This window comes from Bacteriovorax sp. HI3 (genome assembly GCF_059738875.1).
The window spans coordinates 3,786,874-3,809,982 of sequence record NZ_AP026946.1 but is presented as its reverse complement, the minus strand read 5'-3'; the positions used below and the strand labels follow the sequence as shown (position 1 = coordinate 3,809,982).

Annotated in this window: 26 protein-coding genes and 1 tRNA gene; 16 read left to right on the top strand and 11 right to left on the bottom strand. The window is 40.0% G+C overall.

The features are described from left to right. Nucleotides 1-43: 43 nt before the first annotated feature. From AC6JA8_RS18995 to AC6JA8_RS18975, 5 genes are all read left to right on the top strand, one after another. A tRNA-Gln gene (locus tag AC6JA8_RS18995) sits at nucleotides 44-118 on the top strand. A gap of 41 nt (nucleotides 119-159) precedes the next feature. Next, a complete protein-coding gene (locus AC6JA8_RS18990; protein ID WP_491638791.1) occupies nucleotides 160-1,104 on the top strand; it encodes a ribose-phosphate diphosphokinase in 945 nt (314 codons plus the stop codon). A gap of 11 nt (nucleotides 1,105-1,115) precedes the next feature. Continuing rightward, a complete protein-coding gene (gene pth / locus AC6JA8_RS18985) occupies nucleotides 1,116-1,685 on the top strand; it encodes an aminoacyl-tRNA hydrolase (protein ID WP_497975171.1) in 570 nt (189 codons plus the stop codon). A gap of 18 nt (nucleotides 1,686-1,703) precedes the next feature. Next, complete coding sequence (gene ychF, locus AC6JA8_RS18980; protein WP_497975170.1) at nucleotides 1,704-2,813, top strand: redox-regulated ATPase YchF; 1,110 nt, start codon at nucleotides 1,704-1,706, stop codon at nucleotides 2,811-2,813. A gap of 8 nt (nucleotides 2,814-2,821) precedes the next feature. Then, nucleotides 2,822-3,937, top strand: a complete 1,116-nt coding sequence (locus AC6JA8_RS18975) for a lipase/acyltransferase domain-containing protein (RefSeq protein ID WP_497975169.1) — start codon at nucleotides 2,822-2,824, stop codon at nucleotides 3,935-3,937. Here AC6JA8_RS18975 and AC6JA8_RS18970 read toward each other — a convergent pair whose 3' ends face one another. Both AC6JA8_RS18970 and AC6JA8_RS18965 read right to left on the bottom strand, forming a co-directional pair. After that, nucleotides 3,938-5,941, bottom strand: a complete 2,004-nt coding sequence (locus AC6JA8_RS18970; RefSeq protein ID WP_497975168.1) for a lytic transglycosylase domain-containing protein — start codon at nucleotides 5,939-5,941, stop codon at nucleotides 3,938-3,940. A 119-nt stretch (nucleotides 5,942-6,060) separates the two neighbouring features. Further along, nucleotides 6,061-6,627, bottom strand: a complete 567-nt coding sequence (locus AC6JA8_RS18965) for a hypothetical protein (protein WP_497975167.1) — start codon at nucleotides 6,625-6,627, stop codon at nucleotides 6,061-6,063. 181 nt (nucleotides 6,628-6,808) lie between these two features. On the opposite strand from AC6JA8_RS18965, the gene AC6JA8_RS18960 reads away from it, so the two are divergent. The 6 genes from AC6JA8_RS18960 (at nucleotide 6,809) to AC6JA8_RS18935 (ending at nucleotide 10,785) form a co-directional block, all read left to right on the top strand. Further along, the gene (locus AC6JA8_RS18960; protein ID WP_497975166.1) at nucleotides 6,809-7,978 is read left to right on the top strand and encodes an Mrp/NBP35 family ATP-binding protein; all 1,170 of its coding nucleotides are present in this window, start codon (nucleotides 6,809-6,811) and stop codon (nucleotides 7,976-7,978) included. 20 nt (nucleotides 7,979-7,998) lie between these two features. Further along, entirely contained in the window at nucleotides 7,999-8,538 is a 540-nt protein-coding gene (locus AC6JA8_RS18955) for a hypothetical protein (RefSeq protein WP_102245375.1), read from the top strand. Between the two features lie 52 nt (nucleotides 8,539-8,590). Next, nucleotides 8,591-8,782: a hypothetical protein gene (locus AC6JA8_RS18950; protein WP_102245374.1), complete on the top strand. Its 192-nt coding sequence runs from the start codon at nucleotides 8,591-8,593 to the stop codon at nucleotides 8,780-8,782. Nucleotides 8,783-8,978: 196 nt separating this feature from the next. Then, on the top strand, nucleotides 8,979-9,995 hold the full coding sequence (locus AC6JA8_RS18945) for a hypothetical protein (RefSeq protein ID WP_497975165.1): 1,017 nt from the start codon (nucleotides 8,979-8,981) through the stop codon (nucleotides 9,993-9,995). Between the two features lie 79 nt (nucleotides 9,996-10,074). Beyond that, a complete protein-coding gene (locus AC6JA8_RS18940; RefSeq protein WP_497975164.1) occupies nucleotides 10,075-10,407 on the top strand; it encodes a tRNA-binding protein in 333 nt (110 codons plus the stop codon). Beyond that, nucleotides 10,408-10,785 (top strand): DOPA 4,5-dioxygenase family protein, encoded by a 378-nt coding sequence (locus AC6JA8_RS18935; RefSeq protein ID WP_497975163.1) that lies wholly within the window; start codon nucleotides 10,408-10,410, stop codon nucleotides 10,783-10,785. Here AC6JA8_RS18935 and AC6JA8_RS18930 read toward each other — a convergent pair. The 3 genes from AC6JA8_RS18930 to AC6JA8_RS18920 are packed head-to-tail and all read right to left on the bottom strand — an operon-like array spanning nucleotide 10,775 to nucleotide 13,241. Next, nucleotides 10,775-11,518 (bottom strand): ABC transporter permease, encoded by a 744-nt coding sequence (locus AC6JA8_RS18930; RefSeq protein WP_497975162.1) that lies wholly within the window; start codon nucleotides 11,516-11,518, stop codon nucleotides 10,775-10,777. The genes AC6JA8_RS18935 and AC6JA8_RS18930 overlap by 11 nt on opposite strands. After that, entirely contained in the window at nucleotides 11,515-12,225 is a 711-nt protein-coding gene (locus AC6JA8_RS18925) for an ABC transporter ATP-binding protein (protein WP_497975161.1), read from the bottom strand. The genes AC6JA8_RS18930 and AC6JA8_RS18925 overlap by 4 nt, the downstream gene beginning before the upstream one ends. Further along, nucleotides 12,225-13,241, bottom strand: a complete 1,017-nt coding sequence (locus tag AC6JA8_RS18920) for an ABC transporter substrate-binding protein (RefSeq protein ID WP_497975160.1) — start codon at nucleotides 13,239-13,241, stop codon at nucleotides 12,225-12,227. Before AC6JA8_RS18920 ends, AC6JA8_RS18925 begins: the two co-directional genes overlap by 1 nt. 86 nt (nucleotides 13,242-13,327) lie before the next feature. Here AC6JA8_RS18920 and AC6JA8_RS18915 point away from each other — a divergent pair, with 86 nt between their 5' ends. From AC6JA8_RS18915 to AC6JA8_RS18900, 4 genes are read left to right on the top strand one after another with little or no spacing between them, the layout of a single operon-like run. Further along, nucleotides 13,328-14,707, top strand: coding sequence for a class I adenylate-forming enzyme family protein (locus AC6JA8_RS18915; RefSeq protein ID WP_497975159.1), 1,380 nt, complete (start codon nucleotides 13,328-13,330; stop codon nucleotides 14,705-14,707). Continuing rightward, nucleotides 14,708-16,117 carry an MBOAT family O-acyltransferase gene (locus tag AC6JA8_RS18910; RefSeq protein ID WP_497975158.1) on the top strand — a complete coding sequence of 470 codons (1,410 nt, stop codon included), beginning with the start codon at nucleotides 14,708-14,710 and terminating at the stop codon, nucleotides 16,115-16,117. Further along, the gene (locus AC6JA8_RS18905; protein ID WP_497975157.1) at nucleotides 16,118-17,218 is read left to right on the top strand and encodes a hypothetical protein; all 1,101 of its coding nucleotides are present in this window, start codon (nucleotides 16,118-16,120) and stop codon (nucleotides 17,216-17,218) included. Beyond that, nucleotides 17,218-17,448 (top strand): hypothetical protein, encoded by a 231-nt coding sequence (locus tag AC6JA8_RS18900; RefSeq protein ID WP_497975156.1) that lies wholly within the window; start codon nucleotides 17,218-17,220, stop codon nucleotides 17,446-17,448. Before AC6JA8_RS18905 ends, AC6JA8_RS18900 begins: the two co-directional genes overlap by 1 nt. A 29-nt stretch (nucleotides 17,449-17,477) precedes the next feature. Here the strand turns inward: AC6JA8_RS18900 and AC6JA8_RS18895 are convergent, their stop codons facing one another. The 6 genes from AC6JA8_RS18895 to AC6JA8_RS18870 form a co-directional block, all read right to left on the bottom strand. Beyond that, nucleotides 17,478-18,440: an electron transfer flavoprotein subunit alpha/FixB family protein gene (locus AC6JA8_RS18895; protein WP_497975155.1), complete on the bottom strand. Its 963-nt coding sequence runs from the start codon at nucleotides 18,438-18,440 to the stop codon at nucleotides 17,478-17,480. Between the two features lie 18 nt (nucleotides 18,441-18,458). Beyond that, complete coding sequence (locus AC6JA8_RS18890; protein WP_102245362.1) at nucleotides 18,459-19,247, bottom strand: electron transfer flavoprotein subunit beta/FixA family protein; 789 nt, start codon at nucleotides 19,245-19,247, stop codon at nucleotides 18,459-18,461. A gap of 21 nt (nucleotides 19,248-19,268) precedes the next feature. After that, nucleotides 19,269-20,408 (bottom strand): acyl-CoA dehydrogenase family protein, encoded by a 1,140-nt coding sequence (locus AC6JA8_RS18885; RefSeq protein ID WP_497975154.1) that lies wholly within the window; start codon nucleotides 20,406-20,408, stop codon nucleotides 19,269-19,271. 80 nt (nucleotides 20,409-20,488) lie between these two features. Further along, nucleotides 20,489-20,950, bottom strand: coding sequence for a 2-amino-4-hydroxy-6-hydroxymethyldihydropteridine diphosphokinase (gene folK / locus AC6JA8_RS18880; RefSeq protein WP_497975153.1), 462 nt, complete (start codon nucleotides 20,948-20,950; stop codon nucleotides 20,489-20,491). 2 nt (nucleotides 20,951-20,952) lie between these two features. Then, nucleotides 20,953-21,195, bottom strand: a complete 243-nt coding sequence (locus AC6JA8_RS18875; protein ID WP_497975152.1) for a hypothetical protein — start codon at nucleotides 21,193-21,195, stop codon at nucleotides 20,953-20,955. Then, the gene (locus AC6JA8_RS18870; protein ID WP_497975151.1) at nucleotides 21,185-22,204 is read right to left on the bottom strand and encodes a putative outer membrane beta-barrel protein; all 1,020 of its coding nucleotides are present in this window, start codon (nucleotides 22,202-22,204) and stop codon (nucleotides 21,185-21,187) included. Before AC6JA8_RS18870 ends, AC6JA8_RS18875 begins: the two co-directional genes overlap by 11 nt. A 124-nt stretch (nucleotides 22,205-22,328) precedes the next feature. On the opposite strand from AC6JA8_RS18870, the gene AC6JA8_RS18865 reads away from it, so the two are divergent. Then, complete coding sequence (locus tag AC6JA8_RS18865; RefSeq protein WP_497975150.1) at nucleotides 22,329-23,060, top strand: LysM peptidoglycan-binding domain-containing protein; 732 nt, start codon at nucleotides 22,329-22,331, stop codon at nucleotides 23,058-23,060. Nucleotides 23,061-23,109: the final 49 nt, after the last annotated feature.

Below are 23,109 nucleotides of genomic sequence, written 5' to 3'. Positions count from 1 at the left end.
TGCAAAAAAGCGTCTCACCGTTTATATTGAATTCACAAAAGATTGGGGTGTCGACAAGTGGTAAGTCAGCAGATTTTGATTCTGCCATGCCAAGGTTCGAATCCTTGCACCCCAACCATTTTGTAAAATCAGTCCCACATTTATTTTAGAGAGGATCTTGTGAAACGAATTGTCTTAGTTTCTGGTTCTTCAAATCCAAGCCTTGCCAATCAAATATCAGATTTTTTAGATGTGCCGCTGGTTAATCCCCAATTAGTTCGTTTTGCTAATGGCGAAATTTTCTGTGAAATCGAAAAGCATGTTCGTGGTGCTGATGTTTTTGTTGTTCAGTCAACAAGTGCTCCGGTTAACGATAACCTGATGGAACTTTTGATTATGATCGATGCTCTAAAGCGAGCTTCGGCTTCATCAATCACAGCAGTGATTCCTTTCTACGGATACGCCAGACAAGATAGAAAAGCTTCTCCACGCACTCCGATTTCAGCAAAACTTGTTGCCGATATCGTAACAGTGGCAGGAGCAACGAGAGTCGTGACGATGGACCTGCACGCGGGCCAGATTCAGGGATTCTTCAATATTCCATTCGATAATATTTACGCTTCACCTGTAATCTTAAACTACATCAAGAAAGAAATTTTCACTGAAAACTCAGTGTTTGTTTCTCCTGATGCTGGTGGTGTTGAGCGCGTTCGTTTCTACGCTAAGAAATTAAACTCAGATATCGCCATGATTGATAAACGTAGGACTGGTAAAAACATCGCTGAAGCGATGAACGTTATCGGTAACGTTAATGGCAAAGAATGCATTATCATCGACGATATGATCGATACAGCAGGAACACTGGTTGAGGCCTGTAAAGCTCTTAAGAAAAATGGAGCGACTAAGGTTTATGCTTGTGCGACTCACCCGGTATTTTCTGATCCTGCGATTAAGAGAATTTCTGAGTGTGCTGAACTCGATAGAGTTATTGTCACAGATACAATCCAGTTAACTGAAGCTGCTAAAAAATGCGATAAGATTAAAGTTTTATCGACAGCAGAACTTCTAGCGAAAGCTATTCACAGAACATTCAACAACGATTCTGTCAGCTCACTGTTTATTTAGGTGAGGATTTGATGGACCGTTTGATTATTGGGCTGGGAAACCCCGGAATAAAATATCATTACACTCGCCACAACATTGGCTGGGATGTTTTTGAAGAACTAAGTTTCGCGGGCAATCTGAAATGGACGGACAAGTTTAAGGGCCAGTACGCCGTTTACCAAAACGGTGATGAGAAGATTTACTTCTTAAAACCCCAGACTTTTATGAACCTTTCTGGTGAAAGTGTTCAACCTTTGATGAACTTCTTTAAGATCCCCGTGGAAAATATCCTGGTTGTTCACGACGAGCTGGATTTGCCGTTTGGGACGATCGCTTTTAAAAAAGGCGGCGGTCTGGCCGGGCATAATGGCTTGAAATCTATTGCCGGACTCTTGGGAACGCAGGAATTCAGACGCGTGCGCGTAGGGATTGGCCGCCCGGTTCATGGCGATGTTTCCAATTGGGTTCTCTCAGGGTATACCGGAGAGGATAAGGATTTTTTCAGACCTTTTTTAAAAGGAACCGCAGAAGCGCTTGAGCAATATATCAAACTGGGTTTTGATAAAGCGGCGACTGCTTATAGTAAGAAAAAAATTGTTTAAATAAATAGAGGAATTTTTATGGGATTAAATTGTGGAATTGTAGGTCTTCCAAACGTTGGTAAGTCGACAATCTTCTCTGCTATCACTTCAGCTCCAGCAGAAGCTGCTAACTATCCATTTTGTACAATCGAACCAAACGTAGGGATCGTAGCAATGCACGACCCACGTATGAAAGCGATCGGAGACATCATTGGGCCGGAAAAAATGGTTTATACGACTGTTGAGTTCGTAGACATCGCAGGTCTGGTAAAAGGAGCTTCAAAAGGTGAAGGTCTTGGAAACCAATTCCTGGGACACATCAGAGCAGTAGACGGAATCGTTCACGTTGTTCGTTGTTTTGATGATGGAGACATCATCCACGTTCACGGAAAAGTTAACCCAAAAGACGATATCGAAACAATCAATCTTGAGTTAGCGTTTGCTGACCTTGAAGTTGTTGAGAAGAAACTGGCAAACATTCCAAAACTTCTTAAGTCACAAAATAAAGACGTTCTAACGTCGGCTAAAATCCAACTTCCAATCCTTGAGAATTTAAAAACTCAACTAGAAGCAGGTGTAGCGGCTAGAAACGTTGAAATGTCTGACGAAGACAGAGAAGCGATTAAAGATCTTAACCTGATCACTGGTAAAAAAGTTATTTACCTTTGTAACGTAGACGAAGAAGGTCTTTCAAAAGACAACGATTACGTAACAGCGGTAAAAGCCTACGCAAAAGCAGAAAATTCTGAAGTTATGGTTCTTTGTGGAAAACTAGAATCAGAAATCGCAGCTCTTGAGACTCTTGAAGAGAAAAAAGAGTTCCTTGAAGCAGCAGGAATTACAGAGTCTGGTTTAGATAAACTTACTCGTGCAGCTTACAACATGCTTGGCCTTAAGACTTACTTCACAGCAGGTGTTAAGGAAGTTCGCGCATGGACTTTTCATGAAGGTTACAAAGCGCCTCAGTGTGCTGGTGTGATCCACTCTGATTTCGAGCGCGGATTTATTAAAGCAGAAGTTTTCCACTTTGATGACCTGATCAAATACGGATCAGAAGCAAAAGTTAAAGAAGCTGGAAAATTTAGAGTTGAAGGTAAAGAATACGTCGTTAAAGATGGCGATATTATGCACTTCAGATTCAACGTCTAGTTAAACGCATGCCCAGAAAAATCCTCCTCTTCGTTCCCGGTTACTACGGGTCAATGCTAAAGGAAGAAAGGACCGGAAAGGTCCGCTGGGCAAAAGCTTCAAATTTTCTTCTCAGCCAAAAAGGCCTTTCACAAAACATTCCTGGAACAAAAATTGGATCTTTTAAAAAACTGGTGCCCGCTGGAATTTTAAAGAATGTTGTCGTTATTCCTCGTTATTGGGATGTCGACTCCTACGGGAAAACGCTCTCGCAATTAGAAATCTTCACTAGAGAAAATCAAATTGAATTAGCGACAGTTGATTATGACTGGCGCGATGATTTTATTGACTGCCTAAAAGTGATTGATCAAAAAATTAAAAGTCTCAACCTGCAGGATTCGGATGAACTTTATGTTCTTTGCCACAGCATGGGTGCGCTTTTAATGTCGTATTACCTTCGTTATGGTGCTCAGGATGTCGATCATGCAACTGAGAATTGGGAAGGGCTTCGCCATGTAAAAAAAGCAGCGTTGATTGCTCCTCCTTTGCATGGGCTGATGATTCTTTTTCGGGATATGGAGACTGGAACACGTCTGGCCTTTAACCGCACATTACTTTCAAATCTTGATTATTCAACATTTCGTTCGAGTTATTTTTTTCTTCCGCCTAAAGGTGAAGACGTGGGAATGGAGAAAAATGGTAACAGGCATTCGCTTGGGATTCACGACATCGAAAAATGGCAGAAAAATTTATGGGGGCCTTTTAAGCATGCGCGCTTAAATGAGCAAAAGACGGTTCGCGAGTTTGTGGAAAAAATGATGGAGAGATCAACTAAGTTCCATGCACTCTTAAGAGCGCCTGTTCTTGTCCATCCTTCCGTGAAGATACCGCTTCTGCACGTCAGAGGACTTGGTCATAAGACGCTGGAGATTGCGACTTTAAATCGTTCAAAAGGCCGTTTGAATTATCGCTTCACCAAAAAAGGGGCGGTGGATGGAGATGGAACAGTGACTGCCGTTTCCGGTGCGTCTTTGGCCTATTTTAATGTTTTTGATTTCAATGGCGTTGATAGCAGACTCGGGCATCTGGACGTTTTGGCCAAACCCGAGTCGCAAAAAATTATTCAAGATTTCTTTAAAAAATAATTACTTTAGAGATGTCGAAAACGTCACTTTGAACGTCTCGTCAAGTGGAGTCGTAAGCACTGAACGATTCGATAGAAGTGAATAGAAAAACTTATTTCTATAAATCAGCTTCACATAGTTTCTCGTTTCTTCATAAGGAATAGATTCAATCGTCGCCAATGGATCTTCATTTCTAAAGATCTCTTTTTTCCAGCGGTCGATTCTATTTTCACCAGCGTTGTATGAAGCCAGAGTGTAAATCAGGTTGCCATCAAACTTTGTGAATAACTGCTTTAAATATTTTGTCCCTAGAGCAACGTTGGTTGATGGGTCACTTAAATGTTTCACTTTAATTTTGCGGTTAAAACGCTTTGCTGTTGCTGGCATTAACTGCATTAAGCCTTTGGCCCCTACACGAGAAGTGGCTTCCGGGTTAAAAGCAGACTCTTGTCTAATAAGCGAGATAACAATAAGTGGGTCAAGGTCGTTTGAGTTTTTCTCAATAACGCTAAAATAGCTTAATGGGAAAACATACTTAATTAAGCGGTAGTTAAGACTTAATGAGTTCTCACCCAAAGAGTCCTGGAAAACTTTAAAAGACGTAATGAACTTATCTTGTGAATGCAGAAGGCGCACAAGGTTTAATACCACAAATTCTTTAGCATCATTAGCAGAAGCATTTTTTAAAGTATCGGCATCTTTAAAGATGTCTTTTTTATCCATTCCCTGGATATAACGAAGCTCTAGTGTGGCAAACCTTTCATGGCCAAGCTTATTCCACACGGCCAGGCGCTTAAGTGAATCTTTAAGCGTGTCTGTTGCCACGTCCATTTTGTATTCGGCCGGAGAATCCTTCGTGATAAGTTTTGAAAGAATTTCCTGCTCGCTCTTTCCTTTTTCTTGAGCAGCAAGCTCTTTTAGGGAAATGATTGAATAGAATGAATACGGTGAGCTGTTAATGATCTTGTGGAAATAATCATTCGCTTTTTTAGTATTGCCTGTTTTTAAAAGAGAGTAGGCGATCCAGTACTGAAGCTTTGAATCGTAAGAGTCAAAATTCTTCTCAAGATTGTTTTTATCAACTACGGCCTTCATCGCTTTATAGTCTTTATTAATTAGGTGCGGCCAAAGAAGGTAGAATGTAGATTCTGAGTTCTCTTCTTTAGGAGCAATTGTGCGTGAAAGGGCAAAGACTTCAATGGCATCGTTGTCACGGCCTTTGTAGTAAAGAGCTTTTGCAGCGAGAACTGCACCAACCCAAGCACGTCTTTCATCAATAAACTTTTTGTTTTTGCCGTAGAAGTTTAAGGCGGCAATAACCTGTTGCTTGGCCATGGCGTAATCGCCTTTGTCACTTGAGTCTTGCGAATCTTTAATCAGGCGCTGGTATTCTTCCTGGAAGAATGAACCAGAATTGTTATCAAGGTGAAGGTTGTTAGCAAGGAACTGGTTAAGTAGCTTACTTACATGAAGGTTTACCAAAATGGCCGATGTTGGTTTCGTTTTAAAGTCGACGTATTTAGCGATTAAGATATCTGAGATCTTTTCATGCTCAACTTTGTTTGCCTTGTAGTGCTTTAACAATGCTGAAACTTCAGACTGGTTTTCTCCGCTGGCATAAAAAGGAGCAGCATCTTTTAGGTAGTTTAAGTCTCTCGTCGACAGGTTGATGTTAGGAGAGAACTTTCTCATGTTTTTTAAATACAGAAAGCGACAATAGCGATCAAGCGTGATGTCCATTCTGTGTGCCAGGCTTTCGGTGAATTCATTGACCGGACGAGGTTGAATCGCACAGTTTGTATAAAACGAGTCTTGGTCTTTAATGGCCGCAATTTTTTCAAGACGATCAATCATTGGGTTTAAGTGATCGAACGAATGTGATTTGCCTTTGTATGAAGAAACTTTTTTAACCGTAGCTGAATTTAGTTCGTTTTTTGTCAGTTCATTGTAAAGAGTCACGAGCTCTTTTCCATAGTCGAGATCAGCTGGAGAATAGTTCAGCTTGAACGGAATATCATCGGCCATGGCAATGGATGCAAAATTGAGATTAGGATTAGCCAGCGCCACAGAGAGTGAACATGTGGTAAGGGCCGCTAATGTGATTAGCCGTAAAATAAAGACCTCCGTGTCTTGGCCTATTTTAGTTAGTTCTTATTAGTAAATCTCTCCTGAATTTCAGAGAGCCGCGAAGAGATTTCATTTAGTACGACTCGTTTGTCATCCGGGACAACGAGGCTTAGGTTATATATATATGAATTTACTTCGCTTAAATAGACCAGGTCATTTTTGTACCCGTCTTCGATATACTCGATCGTGTCATTCAAATCATCTGCAACGTCTTGGAAATAGTCGCCTTTTCTAAAAAATAATTTCCCCGGAGTAAATCCCTCGCGGATAGCGCGCAAATGTTTTTGCAATTTGTATAAAGGACCTGCAATTCGGTGAGAAAAAAAGATGCATCCAAAGAAAGTCAGGATGGCAAAACCGAAGTGAAGACCTGTTAAAAGCAGGATTAATAAATCGCGCTTCTCGCTATAATAAAGAGCAATTTCAGGGTTTTTAAGGGCGAAATTAGCACTAATAGCGCTCAATAAAACGTAAATAGTAAATGGGTAGATAAGCCCTGTTACGAATACCAGAATAGAAGCATAGAGGCTCAATCTGTATTGGAACTTGGGATTAATTAAATAGATTTTTCTACTGTAAGACACGAGATCCCCTAAAGCATTCAAAATATACTTTTATTTTAGTGTATAAAGGCGCACACACCTAGGAAAAATTGAAACACCCTGACAATTGTTGACGAGTCCCATCAGTCATTGGAAAACCTTTAACAATCGTAGCTCTTCAGGTATAAATAGCCTTGGAAAAAATCAAAATTTAGGGGCCTTTATGACCATCGAAAACATCCAAAATCAATTAAAAGTTATCGTGAATCCGAATACAGGGAAAACTCTTCATGAAGAAGGAAGAATTGTCGAAGTAAAAGCAGACCAAAATGAGCTGCTATTTAAATATAAACGCGATGGAATTACGCCGGAACAAAAGCGTGCGATCGAAACACTTGTTGTAAATATTGCAGCTCCAACTTATTCGGCAGACAAAGTAACGGTTCTGACAATTTCAGAAAATTCAGCAGATGTTTATGCTGGAAAAACTTTTACGAAACCAGAAACAAAAGCAGCACCAGCAGCTGCTGCTCAAATTAAAACAGGCCATGGTCCAGTTGGACAAAATAAGAAACACGTTGCTGGTGCAAAAAAGGTTATCGCCGTGTCTTCATGTAAAGGTGGAGTTGGTAAATCGACTGTGTCGGTTAACTTAGCTTTCGCTCTAAAAAATCTTGGATTAAAAGTAGGTCTTCTGGATGCAGATATCTACGGGCCATCAATGCCTATGCTTCTTAACCAAAGAGGCGCAAAACCTGGAGCGACTCCAGAGAAAAAAATTCTTCCCATCGATGCTTACGGAATTCCATTCATCAGCTTCGGCCTTTTTATCAATGAAAAAGATCCGGTTATCTGGAGAGGGCCAATGCTTGGAGGAGTTCTTAACCAATTCCTTTTTGATGTTGCCTGGGAAGGACTAGATTATTTAATTATCGATCTTCCTCCGGGGACAGGAGATATGCAGCTTTCAATGATTCAAGCGACAGATATCGACGGTGCGGTTGTTGTTTCAACTCCACAAGAAGTAGCTATCCTGGATTCTAAAAAAGGTCTTAACATGTTTAACCAGGTTAAAGTTCCAGTTCTGGGAATGGTTGAGAACATGAGTTACTTTGTTCCGGATGATAACACTTCTAAGAAGTATTTCATCTTCGGAGAAGGCGGAGTGAAAAAAGCTGCAGAAGAACTTAACGTTAATCTTTTAGCTGAAATTCCTTTAGAGATCGCTCTTCGCGAGGGATCAGACCAAGGAAAGCCATACATGAATGAAAAGAAGTATGAAGGCCGTCCAGTGTGGAATGCTTACATGCAACTGGCGAAAAATATCAACCAGTGTTTCAATGGCGAACCTCAAGGTGAATCAAAAGGTTTTTTTAAAAGACTTTTTTCATAAACTCGCACTAGAATAGAGTTATGAATAACTTGATAGACGTTTTAAAAGAGCAGGCCTCATTCGGATTTACGGGAAAGATTAATCTTCTCTCAAAAGAAAATGGCCAGTTTCTTGGAGTCATCTATCAACAAGAAGGTCTCATTGTCGGCGCTCAAATCAGAGAGCTGAAAGGCAAGAAGGCCCTTTTAAAAATGATCTTCGACGACGTCGAATCCAACGAAAATTTCAAATTCATTGTCGAGCCGGAAGTTCTTCCGGCCGAAGTGCTGACAATGAGAATTGCTTTTGAAGAAATCAAACTTGAAGCTCAAAAACATTTTCAAGAATACCTCTCTGCTAAAAAGCTCCGCCCGGCAGCCCACCTAAAACTGGTCATTGACCCTGAGGTTATTGTCTCTAAAGAGGACATTACCCCGCAGGAATTTGATGTCCTGGCAGTGATTAGCGAGTGGTGTAATGTTAGTGATATCTATAAATACAGTAAGTTAATGGATTTTGAGGTCACTCATGCCCTGGTGTCTCTACGTAAAAAAAGAGCAATAAAGGTGTTCCAAAACTAAGGCGAGAGCATTAGAATTTCATGGTTTTTATAAGTGATACATTGGAGAAACTATGAAAAGTCAGGTGCACAATCAAGGCGAACTTAAAGAATTAAACGTTAAAATCGAGAAAGACGTAGTGGAATCATTCGAGAGAATGAGCAAAGCTTCAGGTCTATCAGTTGAAGATATGGTGGTTATCGCTATGAAGAGATACCGCTCATCTCACTCTGATTGGGATGTTAAGTCTTCGAAATCAGAATAAGTCTAAAATATAGACACCTGGCCGTAGCATGTAAATGTTATAGCCAGGGTGTTTAAAATCTAATCACTTCCTTTTCACTGTCCAAAAAACATACATTAGAATTCAATAGCTTACCCTCAAAAATACCCGATTAAAGTGTTTTGAAACATGGCATTATCCTTGCTCCTTAAAGCTCAAACAATTAAGGGGAACGGTTATGAAAGTTTTAACATCTAAAAAGGCCATCATCGCAATCCTGAGCTTAGGTTCTGTGGTTCTAGCTGGTACAATTAAAGATATTAATTCACGCACCGTAAGTAGAAAGCATGCTCTAGAAGAACTTCCAGTAGAAAGAAGTTTAGCTTCAGATGTTGCACCTTCAATGAGGATTGCAGTAATGAGGGTAGAGATGTCGGAAGCCTTTAAGGTTAACGGTAAATGGGAAATCACTCGTATTGTAGGAAGCGATGAAGTCGTAACTTACGATAAGCTTAATAACCCGGAAGACTCTAAGAAAAACATTGTTGTGCCACTAAAATTAGTTGGGACTTCAAGCGTAATGGTTAATAACGATAGAGACCTGGTTTATAAAATCTCTCTTCTTTCTGACTTCGGAACAATCGCTATCTTTAAAAAGATGGGTAACGGTTTCGAAATCATTGAAGCGAGAATGATCAGAGAGAAAAAAGCAGAAGTAGCAGTTGCTGAAGAAGTTGAACTGGTACTGGAGAGAGCACTTAACCAGTCAAAGTCTAACAAGATTCTTTCTGGTTCAGACATCTCTGGTGAAATGACTTTAACAAAAAAATCAATTGAAGGACTAAGTGTATCTTTAACAAATACTAACGGTGAAGTTCAAAACATCGACATCGCCAGCGCTCAACTTTTAGATGGTGGATCATTTAAAGCTGACGTAGATGGTGAAGAGGTTTCTGGTGTAATCTTCAACAATGGTAAAGATGGATACAGATTAAGTTTCGTAACTGGTCCACTTGCAGGTGCAATGTTAAACTTCGTAACTGCTGGTGAGCTTGAAAGAATCGAACAAAAAGATGCTGAACAAAATGATAACTACTTCGAGCAAGAAGAACAAAAGATTCAAGAAATGGCCCAAAACGAAGTAGTAGAAGAAAGAAGAGAGATGGCAGAAAACGTTGAGAACTATGAGCCGGTAAAAATCTTAAGTGCTGATGAAATTAAAGAAACAGCAGAAACTCAAGGCTTCAACTTCTAAAATAAAAACCAAATAAAAAACACGAAAACCTCGCATCAGCGAGGTTTTTGCGTTTTAATGGATTCATGGAGAATACTATATGATTTCATGGGAAGATTTTGAGAAAGTAGATATTCGCGTCGGCACTATTGTTCAGACAGAAGAATTTCCAGAGGCGAAAAGGCCAGCTTATAAATTATGGGTAGATCTTGGGCCGGAACTTGGAATTAAGAAGTCGAGCGCACAAATCACGACTGTTTATAAACGAGAAGAGCTGGTAGGAAAGAAGGTCTTGGCCGTTGTTAATTTTCCTCCGCGCCAGGTTGGGAAATTTATGTCGGAAATCCTGGTGACGGGATTCTATCGCAATGATACAGATGTGGTGCTGGCGACAGTTGATCAAGACGTGCCCAATGGAGCAAGGTTAAAGTAGATGGAAACGAGAAACTTTAAAGTAAATTCAAAACTCTTACCGGTTGGGTTTCCTCGCGAGTTTGATGCACATATTTACTTTAAGTCAGAAGAGCTTGAAGCGGCGACTTTTTTAAGAGACAAAATTAAAGATCATTTCAAGGATGAGACATTTTTCGTTGGTGACATGATTGATGTTCCTATAGGACCACATCCAATGCCGATGTTTGAGGCGAACTTTCCTCAAGATATTTTTACCGAAGTTGTCCTGTGGCTAATGAAAGAAAGAGGGACATTTAATGTTCTTGTTCATCCGTTATCTGGCGATGATTATTATGACCATACTCAAGGTGCAATGTGGTTAGGTGATTCAGTGAAGCTGGATTACTCTAGGTTCTAGTCCACTTATCAATCATAGTATCAAGCACGTAAGAAAAGCAGAGTCCCAGAAGGCAAAGAATCAGGACTCCAGCATACATATCAATAATCCTGAACTGATCCCAAGCTTGCCAGATAAAATGCCCAATACCATTTTTGCTGACACTAAATTCACTCACGACAACCAAGAGTAGACCATATCCCAGCGCTGCTTTTAGGCCGACGAGAAAATCTCTGAAAACTCCTTTTAAAAGGAAATGATAGTAATAGTTCCATCCAGAAATTTTATAAACATGAACGATATCCATTAGTGATGAAGTTAGTATTCTTTTCGTTCCATTTCTTACGTTAATATAAATTAAGTAGAACATCCCGATAGCAATTAAAATAACTTTCGATGAATCACCAAGCCCAAAAATAAGCAGGATCAAAGGAAAAATTGCAACTTTTGGGAGAGGATAAGTCAAAGCGAGAAAGGGATTAATAATTCGATCTGCGATTTTTGAAGCCCCGGCCTCAAGTCCTAAAAGGCAAGCAAGCGGAATGCTGATAAGTCCGGCAAGAAAAAAACGCCAGAGACTATTACACAAATCATTGTGAAAGAAGTCACCTTTTAAAAGTTCAAACATTTTGGCGATGAAAAGATGAGGTGGTGGAAAAAATTGGACATCAATAATCTGTTTAAAGGCCAACAATTCCCAAAAAAATGCCATGAAAAGAATTGTAAGTGTTGAGAGCAGGAAGTTTTTCATCATTCTTCCTCTTCTTTTAAGTGAGTGTAGATATGAGAGAAAGATTGCTGGTAAAAAGCCGATTTCTTAAGATCTAAAATGCTTCCCTTTAATTCACCGATCATCACTTGGTCGACAATCTTTTTCTCATTTTTTCCGTAAAGAGAAATTTCTTGAGAAAGAAAAATGGCTTCATCAATATCGTGAGTGACAAAAAGAATGGTTGGACGATTTTTCTTCCAAAGCTGGATTAAAAAATGGTGAAGGTCTTCTTTTTGAATGGAATCGATATGGACAAAAGGCTCGTCCATTAAAATGAGATCGGGAGAGCCCAAAAAACATCTTAGTATATTTACCTTTTGAATCATCCCACCAGAAAGCTGGCCTGGAAAAAGTGAGGAAATAGAGTCAAGTTTGAAAGCTTCCAGGTATTGAGAAATTTCATCGTGATTTTTCGAGCAGACTTTTAAATTGTCTTCAACTGATAGCCAGGGAATGAGCGGGGACTGCTGAAAAGCAAAACTGATTTTTTTAGGAAGATTAAGTATCTCACCAGAAGAGAGAGGAAGTAGTGAGGCGATCAGTTTGAGGGTTAGCGATTTGCCAACCCCACTCTTGCCGATGAGTGAGTGAATCGATCCTTTTTTGATAGTTAAATTTAACCCATCAAGAATCTTATTGGTTCCATAAAAAAAGGAAATGTCCTTTAAGATAATTGATTCTTGAATCATTACTTCTTCTTTTTAACTTTTTTATTCAATTCTAGAGAAGCTGCTTTAGCAAACTGGTTATCGACCAGTTCTGTCATTGCCGGAACCGCCGTAATATACTTTTTACTTAAGTACCACTCCATATCTTCTTTCAAGGCTGCCTCATTTAGCTTTCCATCACTATCGAGACCAACCATGATCATTTTATTCCAAACATTGTCGTCTTCAATTTTTAAAGTCTTTTTAAGGTCAGCGATAACTTTGTCTTTATCTTTTCCTTTTTCAAAAGCGTTGTTGTAGTCGCGAACACCTTTTAAGTAGGCCACCATAAACTTCACTGCCAGGTCATGGTCCTTTTCAATAAAGTTTTGAGAATAAAGAAGAGCAGCACTTTGTTGATGTGGGTGAACATCTGTCGCCGGAAGTACATTTTGAGCAAACCCTTCCAGAACTGCTTTTGTTAAGAATGGCTCGATTTGAATAGTTGCATCGATAAGTTTTGCCTTAAGGGCATTATTCATTTCGGCATATGAGAGTTTGATAAATTCGACATCGTTAGGTTGTAGACCATTTTTAATCAGGATTCTCTCGGCAACAATTTGTTGAGAAACTCCATCAAGAGAAGTTAGCCCCATCTTAAAACCTTTAAGGTCCTTAGGTGTTTTATAACGTCCCGAAGTGATATGGTCAGCTCTTACAAGAAGAGCAATATAGTCCTTTTTCTTCTCAAGATGCCCTTTGTCTGCAACCAATTTAAACTTTTGTCCCATGTTAATGGCATTGAAGTGTGCAGACACGAGGTTGCCGGCCCCAACATCTAACTCACCTTTTGAAAGTAGCGCCGTCATTGAGGCACTTGAGTTGTTAAAGTCAGTGATATCAACTTCGAGACCTTGCTCTTTAAAATAGCCGCGCTCTTGTGCCAGGTAAATTCCAGCAGAACTCACAACAGGTGAAGAACCAACTTTAATGATACGCGGAGGAGTTGTTTGAGCGAAGCCAAGAGAAATAAAACAAGCGATCAAAAAGTTAACCATAACTAGAATTCCCTGTTAAAATGAAGAGACTTTAAGATTTTGGCAACAAAACTTATTCATGTAAAGTGATTTGAAAGAGCGATGGAATGCAGTTCAAAGAAGACATTTTAAAGAGCTTAGGTAACGAAAGCATTCTTTTTTTAGAAGATAAAAAAAACTTTATTTCCCATTCACTCATTCAGAAAATAGAGAAACGCAAGCACCAATTGTCATCGCAGGGATTAGGTCCTGGGCATAAACTTGTTTTGTGCCTGCCAAACTCAGAACTTCTTTGTGAGTATCTACTTGCAGGGCTCGCTCTCGGGATATGCCTTGTCCCTTTGTCTTCACAATCTACAGAAAATGAAATTAAGGAAATACTAAATCGCTTGCAGCCTTCGCTTGTTGTTTTCTCTGGAGGAAAAGAAGAAAAAATCTTAACTCCGACGATGACATCAAAAGAAGATGCTTTCATTCTTTTTACTTCAGGATCAAGCGGAAAGCCCAAAGGAGTCATTCTGACTCAAAAAGCGCTGGCCCATAAGCTTATCCTTTATCAAGAGAATCTTCCTCAGTCCTTTGAAAGAACGTTGTGCATGCTTCCTTTGAATTTTGGACATGGACTTATTTCTAATTTTCTCTTTCCTTTGCTGGCCGGAAATCAAGTGATCTTAGCTCCGAGTGGGCAGATGGAAATTTATACATCACTTGGCAGCCTCGTTGATGATTTCGGCATAACGAGTTTTAGTTCAGTTCCATCAATTTTAAAGATCGCGTCTCACTTTGGAGAATCACCAAAAAAGAAAACACTAAAAGATGTTTTTTGTGCTTCGGCCAATCTCGATCTGGCCACATGGAGTGCCGCTACCAACTGGCTAGATGGAATCAGGCTTCATAACATGTATGGGATGACAGAATTAGCTTCATGGGTTGCTGGAGACTTAAAAAGCACTCAAGGATATAAAGAGAGCACTTTTGATTTGCCGTGGAATGCTGAAGTTAAAATGGCAGAAGAGACGGGAGAAATCTGGATTAAGTCTGATTCTTTGATGAGCGGTTATTACAATGACCCAGAGGCCACTAAAAAAGTTTTAGAAAATGGCTGGTTTAAGACCGGTGATGTCGGGGAGATCTCTTCAGAACACATCATTCTTAAAGGACGTGCTGATAATGTCATTAACTTGGGCGGAATTAAAATTTACCCGGAAGAAATCAATAGAGTCATCAGGTCGCACCCAGACGTTATGGATTGTTATACATTGGGGTTAAAATCGGCAGATGGTCTAACGGATCAAGCGATTGGATGCCTGGTTGTTCCTAAAAATTCTTCTTTTAAGGTTGTGAGTCTCGAGGAGATTTGTCGTCATCATTTATCGGCCTATAAAGTTCCAGGACAATTTTTAGTTAGCGACAAGGTTCCAGTTAATCAGAGAGGAAAGCCTGATCATGGTGCAGTTAAGTTGTTATTTCAAGCAAAGAGGAATTAATTGGCCATAACCTTTGCTAATATATTTTTTCTCGCAGTCATTTTCGTTCTCTTTTATTCAAAGAAAGACGAAATCTTTCGCATGCGTGTGCTTCTTTATGGAAGTTTACTTTTTTATTTTTACTACGAGCCTTTTTTAACGCCATTAATGGCGGCGATCACTCTCGTCTCTTACCTGGCGGGAAACGCCCTGGCAGCCTTTCCTAAATATAAAAAGGGCATTCTGTGGGCCTTTTTACTTTCGCTTCTATGTCTTTATTACCCATTTAAGTACAACGGAACCTTTGCCATTATTGTGAATGACGTCTTTCACTTCAAAGGACTCAGATGGTTATATCTTCCGCTAGGTCTGTCGTTTTATTCATATAAGACCATGACTTATATTTTTGATATCTACTATGAACGCTCAACTCCACAAAAGAGCGTAGAGAAATACGTGCTCTTTATTAGTTATTTCCCACAAATATTCTGTGGGCCCATTATGGGTGCGGAAGAGTTCTTCAAACAACTCAAGTTTGATCAGGACTATCAGCACGACAATGTCTTTCATGGATTAAGGACGATTATTATTGGTCTTTTTAAAAAGCTTGTCCTCGCTAATAATTTAATTCTGCTTATTCAGCCGGCCTATTTCACCCCCTCTCAGGTCTCTGGGTTAGAGTGGGTTGTAATCTGTGTTCTCACTCGTTTTTATGTCTATTACGATTTTTCAGGTTACTCTGATATCTCTAATGGCGTGTCACTGCTTTTTGGCATTAAGGTGAAAAAGAATTTCGATCTGCCATTTGTCTCAAAAAGTATCGGTGAATTCTGGAGGAGATGGCATATTTCACTGGCCGCATGGATCAGGGATTATGTTTATTATCCATTAGTCAGTAAGTTCTCCAGTTATGCAGGCATCTATATCAGCCTCATTATTTCATTTGTGTGCCTTGGTCTTTGGCATGGAGATCATATTAATTATATTCTTTATGGTTTCATTAATGGTGTTGCTGTTGCCACCAGCACTTACTTTATGAAGAAAAACCGCCTAGCGCCTCCTGCTCCAAAGTGGAAAGTGATCCTGTCGCGTTTCGGGCTATACTTTTTCCTGATTTTTATGCCATCTTTTCTGCTTCTTTCTCCAGACTCCGCAACGTTTTTTGAAATCGTAAAGGCCTTTGTAAAAACGGATTCATGGTTTGCGACAGATTACATTAGTAACCTAAATATTCTTTCAATTATTTTCTGGGTCATCCCGCTCTTTTTACTCTTTGAATATGTGTTGGTCTTTTATGGAGAGAAGCTACGTTTAAAATTTGAAGAAGTTTCTAGGCCCGAGCGATTGATTTGGCTTATCGTTGGGATTTTTGTGACGTTTTCACTACTTTCTCCACAGATAAATTACCGCTTTTTATACCAGGGATTTTAGATGAAGCTTTGGAGTAAGACATTCATTCTGGTTATAATCGCGCTTCTTGTCGCTTTTGGCGGCAGCACGCTGAATTCTTACTATTATGAGAATTCCTCAATCAATGATGTCCTGTTGGAAGCAGGGAACACTTATAAAGAGTTCCAAAAAAATTATGATCCGTCCAAAAAGACGATTGTTATTATCGGTCGATCAACTTCTCTGTATTCATTTAATGATCAGGAGGCTGAACCTGTTCGAAACAGTTATGCAGATCTCTTAAAGTATCAGGCCAATGTTCTAAATCTTTCATCCATTTCTCTTTTTAATATCGCCCAAGCTAAGGCCCTATTGAAGTTTGCCCGTCAGAACGTTTCAAAAATAGACCTGATTGTTTTAGAGAATTTATTTTTTATGAGGAATGTGGATATTTTTGAAGGTTATAACTACTTTCAGGTTGTCGAGCTTTGCGCGAAAGATGGACTAAGAGATATTCTTTACCCGAGTCGAGGACAAAGATTGCATGAAAAGTTTGTTTGTAGAGGTCTTTTAGAAACAAACCTTGGAGAATCAAAATTTATTCCTAATCCTTGCATCAAAAAATATCAGGAAGCTTTAAAACTCTCTTTTATTAAAGGCCCTCAAGATAGAGTTAAAATGATTACACAAACTTTAAAGTGTGACAGAGGGGCCGAGGTGCAACTTTATCTAACGAGAATGTTTTATCATGAGTTTTTTGACGATCTAAAACAAGGTTTTTTGGCCGTCGGTCGAGATGTAAGTGTTTGGGAAAAAGAGTATATGGAAGACTATACAACCGATGAGCTTATTCTCATTAATAAGTTCACGGCAGAGATGTTCCCGAATCATGACCAAAATGTTTTATTGATCCCGGCATTTTCTAAAGTGACAAAACACCTGGAAGAGCTCTCTATTTTTCATCGCGAGGATGGAAAAGTGCAGTTGTTAGATATTTCGGGTGACATTAGCAGGGTTAAAAATCAAAATCATCTGAGTTTTGGAGATGTCTTTCACGATGGTTCCCACTCAAAAACCTGGGTTCATGAGTTGATCGCCGCTAAAATTAGTGAGCTGTATTTCAATATGCCGGAGAAGAAGTAATGAATGAAGCTGAAGTAAATAAGCGTATTGAGGACGTCTTTCATTCCGTTTTAGGCAGTGGTCTGGAAGCTTATACCAAAGGTGACAGGCAGATTGAATCGGTGATTTATGTCGAGCTTTTAATCGCTTTTCAAAACGAATTTAAAATCAAATTCAGCACTCAAGAATTTTTCTCGCTTCGCTCGATTGAAAACATTCGAAAGGGTGTTGTCGATAAACTGCAAAAATAAAAAAGGCCCCTTTCGGGGCCTTTCATTTATTACTTACCAAGTAAGTTTTTAAATTCTTGAGTCATGATCGGAACGATTGTGAAAAGGTCACCAACAATTCCGTAGTCAGCTTTTGTGAAGATCGGAGCATCTGGATCAGTGTTGATCGCAACAATAACTTTCGATGTTCTCATACCAGCTAAGTGCTGAATCGCTCCTGAGATACCACAAGCGATGTATAGAGAAGGAGCAACTGTCTTACCAGTTTGTCCAACTTGCATAGCGTGTGGAGCAAATCCTGAGTCTACAGCGGCACGTGAAGCACCAACTGTTGCACCGATAACGTTTGCCATTTCTTCAAGAATTTTAAAGTTAGCAGCGTCTTTCATTGCACGTCCACCAGAGACGATGATGTTTGCTTCAGTTAAATCTAGCTTTTCAGAAGCACCTTTAACGATGTCTTTGATCATCGCGCGGATGGCTCCAGCATCAACTGCGTCTTCTTTCACAGCAGCTGCCCCAGATGTTGGGTTAGCGTTCATCCCAAGAGCGTTTGGTCTAACTGTTACGAAGTGTGGTTTTGGTCCTTGAAGTTCAACTTTCGCGAAACACTTACCAGCAAATAGTGGGCGAGTTCCTGCGAATTTATCGCCTTCCATAATGAAGTTTGTCACTTCAGATGCCATACCAGCATCAAACATAGTTGCAACACGTGGAAGAAGGTCTTTTCCAAGTGAAGTTGCTCCAGCAAAAACGTAATCGTAAGATCCACCAGCGATGAATCCTTTAAGTGCGTTTGCGTATCCTTCTGGAGTGTACTTATCTAAGTTTGCACCCTTTAGAGAGTGAACATTAGCAGCTCCGAATTTTGCCAGGTCTGCGATAGCTTCAGCTGGGATTGCTCCGATAGCTGCAACGTCAACAGTGTGGCCTGAAAGCTTTCCTAAGATTTCTAAAGTCACACCTTTAACGTGTGATCCGTGAAGTTCTGTGAATACTAAAATTTTAGCCATAAAATCCTCTTAAATTAATTAAATTACTTTTGCTTCAGTTCTAAGTAGACCAACAACATCTTTTACAACTTGAGCTTGTTTAGCAGCGTCTGTTGCATCGAATTTCTTCCCAGGTGGTTTTTCTGGTGGAAGTTGGAAGTTAGAATATTTAACTCTCTTATCAGCGTCAGAAACACCAACGTCAGCAAGAGATAGAGTTGTAAGAGGTTTTTTCTTCGCTTTCATGATCCCTGGAAGAGAAGCGTATCTTGGAGTGTTGATCCCTTTGTTACAAGCGATCATTGCTGGAAGTTTAACACCGTAAACTTCAAGAGCTCCACCTTCAACTTCACGCTTTACAGTGATGTCAGTAGCAGATCCTTCGTATCCAACAACAACTGAAACCGATGGAAGGTTAAGCATTGTTGCAAGAATTTGAGGAACCTGAAGACAGTCGTCGTCGATAGCTTGTTTACCAGAAAGGATAAGGTCTGGAGTTTTTCCAGATTTTTCGATCGCGCCTTTAAGAGCTTTAGCGATCATATAAGAATCTAAGTTATCAGCAGCTTCAACCAGGAAAGCATCGTCAGCTCCCATCGCCATAGCTGTTCTTAGAGCTTCAGTGTCTTTTACACTTCCAACGCGAACAACTGTTACAGTTGAACCAGCGTTAGCTGCTTGAACAAGAAGAGCTTGCTCTACTGCAAATTCATCATAAGGGTTCATAATCCATTTAATTGAGCTAGTTTCAATAAATGATCCGTCACCAGATGGAACAATCTTTGTTTCTGTGTCTGGTACTTGTTTTACGCAAACGAAAATATTCATATATAAATTCTCCTGGGGTAATTACCTAGTAAATATTTCTTTAGCTATAACTAATCGCTGAATTTGAGATGTGCCTTCGTAGAGCTGGATGAGTTTCGCGTCTCGCATGATTTTTTCGACGGGATACTCTTTGCTGTATCCATATCCACCATAAATTTGTACCGCATCCGTCGCTATTTGCATACACGAATCGGCCGCAAACGCCTTAGAGTAAGACGCTAGCTGTGTATTGGGAAGATGGTTATCCAGAAGCCATGCCGCTTTGTGAACCAGAAGTCTTGAAGCTTCAATCTTCATGGCCATATCAGCGATCATAAATTGAATTGCTTGATGATTGGCGATAGGCACATTGAACTGCACGCGCTCTTTCGCATATTTTACAGCGTGGTCAAGCGCACATTGTGCACCACCGACCGCACTTGAAGCTACCATTGGTCTAGAGTGATCTAGAGTTTTCATGGCAATCTTCCAGCCTTGATTCAGGCCGCCTAAAATATTTTTCTTTGGGACGCGAACATTGTTGAAAGTCACAGCTCTCGTATCCGAGCAGCGATGACCCATCTTGTCTTCTTTTTTGCCAACTTCGATTCCAGGAGTACCTTTTTCAATAACAACGGCCGTAATCCCTTTGTGTTTTAAAGCAGGGTCAGTTGTCCCGTATAAAACAAAAAGATCAGCGTATCCGGCATTGGTGATCCACATTTTGTTTCCGTTGATTACAACGTCGTCACCGTCTTCTTTAATCAGTGTTTTGATCCCACCAGCATCCGAACCATTTCCTGGTTCTGTTAAGCAGAATGCGGCGATCTTATAGTCTTGAGTAAAGGGAGTGAGAAATCTTTTTTTCTGCTCATCATTTCCACCAATCACGATTGGAAGAAGGGCGAGGTCATTGGCCATGATAGATGTATTCATCCCCATACAGCCATAGGCCAAGGCTTCAGTGATAATCATTGAATCAACAGCTGTAAAACCGTTTCCACCGTATTCAGCAGGAATACAAGTGTTCACTAATCCAAGCTCCCATGCCTTTCTTAAAATATCTAAAGGCATTGTTGCTTTTTCATCAAACTCAGATGCCTTTGGCATCATTTCGTTTTTAGCAAACTTCATGGCGAGATCTTTGATCTCGAGTTGGTCGTTCGTCAGGTTGAAATCCATAGATTTTCCTTGGTGATCTTAGATGATCTTGAGATATTTTGATCTAGATAATTTTACTTCCCGAAAGCGATTTTGGTCAATCAGGAAATAGGAGAGGCAGTATTGTCGAAGGTGAATGTAAAAGGATATTTTTTTTGCAAAAGTTTAAAACCCGGAAGCTCAGATAAAGGAAGAACGACAAAGCTTCTGGTGAAAAGGCGAGGGTGAGGCAAAGTAAGTTTCTCACTTTCAATTGTCAGATCACTCCAAAAAAGAATGTCGAGATCGATGATCCTAGGCCCTTTAGGTATCGTGCGATTTCTTCCCATGATTTTTTCTGTTTCCAGAAGGAAGTCCATGATGCTCTCTGGCGAATCGGCAGGAAGTTTAAACTCCAATACTTGATTATAAAAGTCTGGTTGGTTGAGATAATCCACGGCCGGGCTTTCATAAATTCGGCTTTCAGCTATGAATGTGAGCCTTTGGGAAAGTAGATTGCGCGCTTCCTCTAAATGGATTTTGCGCTCGCCGAGATTTGATCCTGTCGCAATAAAAAGTGACATGATTATTTTGTCGTTTTCTTGTTGTCTTCCGTCTCGGTGCTTGGACGGACCTGATCTTCAACGCTAGAGACTGGTGGCTTATCTTTTGTGCGTTCAATTTCTTCTGGCGTGAGTTCAGTTGTTCCGGTGTATTCGCGGATGTAAGAATCCACGCTGGTATCCGGATACTGTACAGGCGGAGCTTTGACTCCACAGCTTGATAGTGTGATTGAAATAAGAGAAAGAAGAAGTATTTTAGAATTCAAGAGTCATACCACCGCTAATAATATCGCTTCCTAGGTCGGCCCTAATAAACCAACCAGGCACAATCCTTTTTAGAACAGTGACACCGAAAATAACAGAACTCTTTTTTAAATCATCAACTAAGGCCAGTTCATTTTCTCTTTGCGCGGCGGTTGTTGTCCCGTCATCCACACCGGCCCCCGGAGAATCGACATTAATAACCTGATAACCGACATAAGGCATGATGTAGCTATAGAAAGGTGCATTGAAAGTGTACTTAAATTTCCCAGTGATATTCACCATACGGGTATCTAGCCCTGTTGATGGATAATCATTGATCGTGTTCATTCCTGCGCCCAATTCGGCCCAGATATTGTCGCTTAACTGATATCCCCATGAGGCATTAAAGTGAGTGTAGCGCTTGCTTGCACCTTGATCATCTTTTCCTGCGATTAAACCAACACCGGCAGAAAGTAGGTTGTCAGTTTTAATTAAACGCTTAGATGTCTCTTCTAGTGAAAGATCATCATCATTGAGTGTTGTCGAGTTAAAGAGGTCATCTTCGTCCTGAACCTTGAGATCATTTTTCGCTTTTTCGGCAGTCTCTTTAGGGGCCTTTTCTAAGTTGCTATAGTAACTGTCGTCACCTTTTAGCACTAAAACTTCTTTTCCCTGATTGAGTTGCTTCCATAAATTTACATTGTAAATTTTAACGATCTTAATTCCCGACATGGCCTCATCATTTGTTTTTGCAACTAAAGCACGGCAAACTAATTTATTGGCCAAAAGAAGGGAGATGAAGTCACCCTTAGAAAAAGTTTTATTTTCATTAGTAAGGATGAAGATTTTTTTAGAAGGCGAGATTCTTTTGATCGTTTCTGAGACTAAATTAGGAGCAGCATCCGTCTGAGCGGTCTCCATGCGGTCTTCTTCCTCTATATCATCTAATACATTTTGGGCATATCCCGCCGAAATCATTAGCGTAAATAGTAGAGTAAAAAGAATAGGTAATTTAATATCCTTTAAGAACATAAAAATATTCTAGGATTTCGCGAAAAATTTGCAACTTAAATAATTCCCGCACCTTTTGTTCCACTTTGGTGACTAAACTATTTGGCAACATTTGCCGATATAGGTACCAACAAGAGGTATTTATATGAAGATTGTTACCCTACTAGCTTTGATTTTAACCCTGAGTGCTTGTAGCTTATCCGACTCTAAAAAAGAGGAAGTGGGTGTTCATAATGATGACCTGGAGTTCGCAGTAGACACTCTTGGCGATCAACCCTCAAATTCAGAATTTAAAGTTGAAGAACAAAAGATTTCAGAATCTGTTGTTCCAGACGAATATCAGGCACCACAGCCGCAAGAAAATGAAATGGCGATGACGGCACCTGAAGAGCCAAAATTCGAAGAATTTAAGAAACCAGATGAAAAGGTGGAAGAGTTCCTGGCCAACAACACAGTGGAAGCTCCGGCCAAAATCAAAGTTGAAGAGCAGCCAGCTATGCACTATGGGCCAATGGAAACATACCGCGTTCAAAAAGGCGATACAATGATGATGATCGCTTTCAAAATCTATGGTGACTACCGTAAATGGAAAGACATTAAAGAATGGAACAAAGGTGTAAAGAAGGTGTCTGAGGGCGTAGAGTTGAAATACTATGTGCCGGATCAAAAATTTGGATGGATGCCAATGGGTCTACCATACCTGGTTAAGACTGGTGACACTCTACAAATCATTTCTATGGATAAATACGGAACGACGAGAAAGTGGAAGTCTATTTACGAGAATAACCGTCCACTTATTAGAGACCCGAATCTGATCTTCGCAGGCTTCACGTTATATTATCAACCAACACGTGATCTTGCTTCTGAGCCAAAATAATCTATAATTAAAAGATAATGGTCATTAAACCGCAAGGCCCAATTAAATT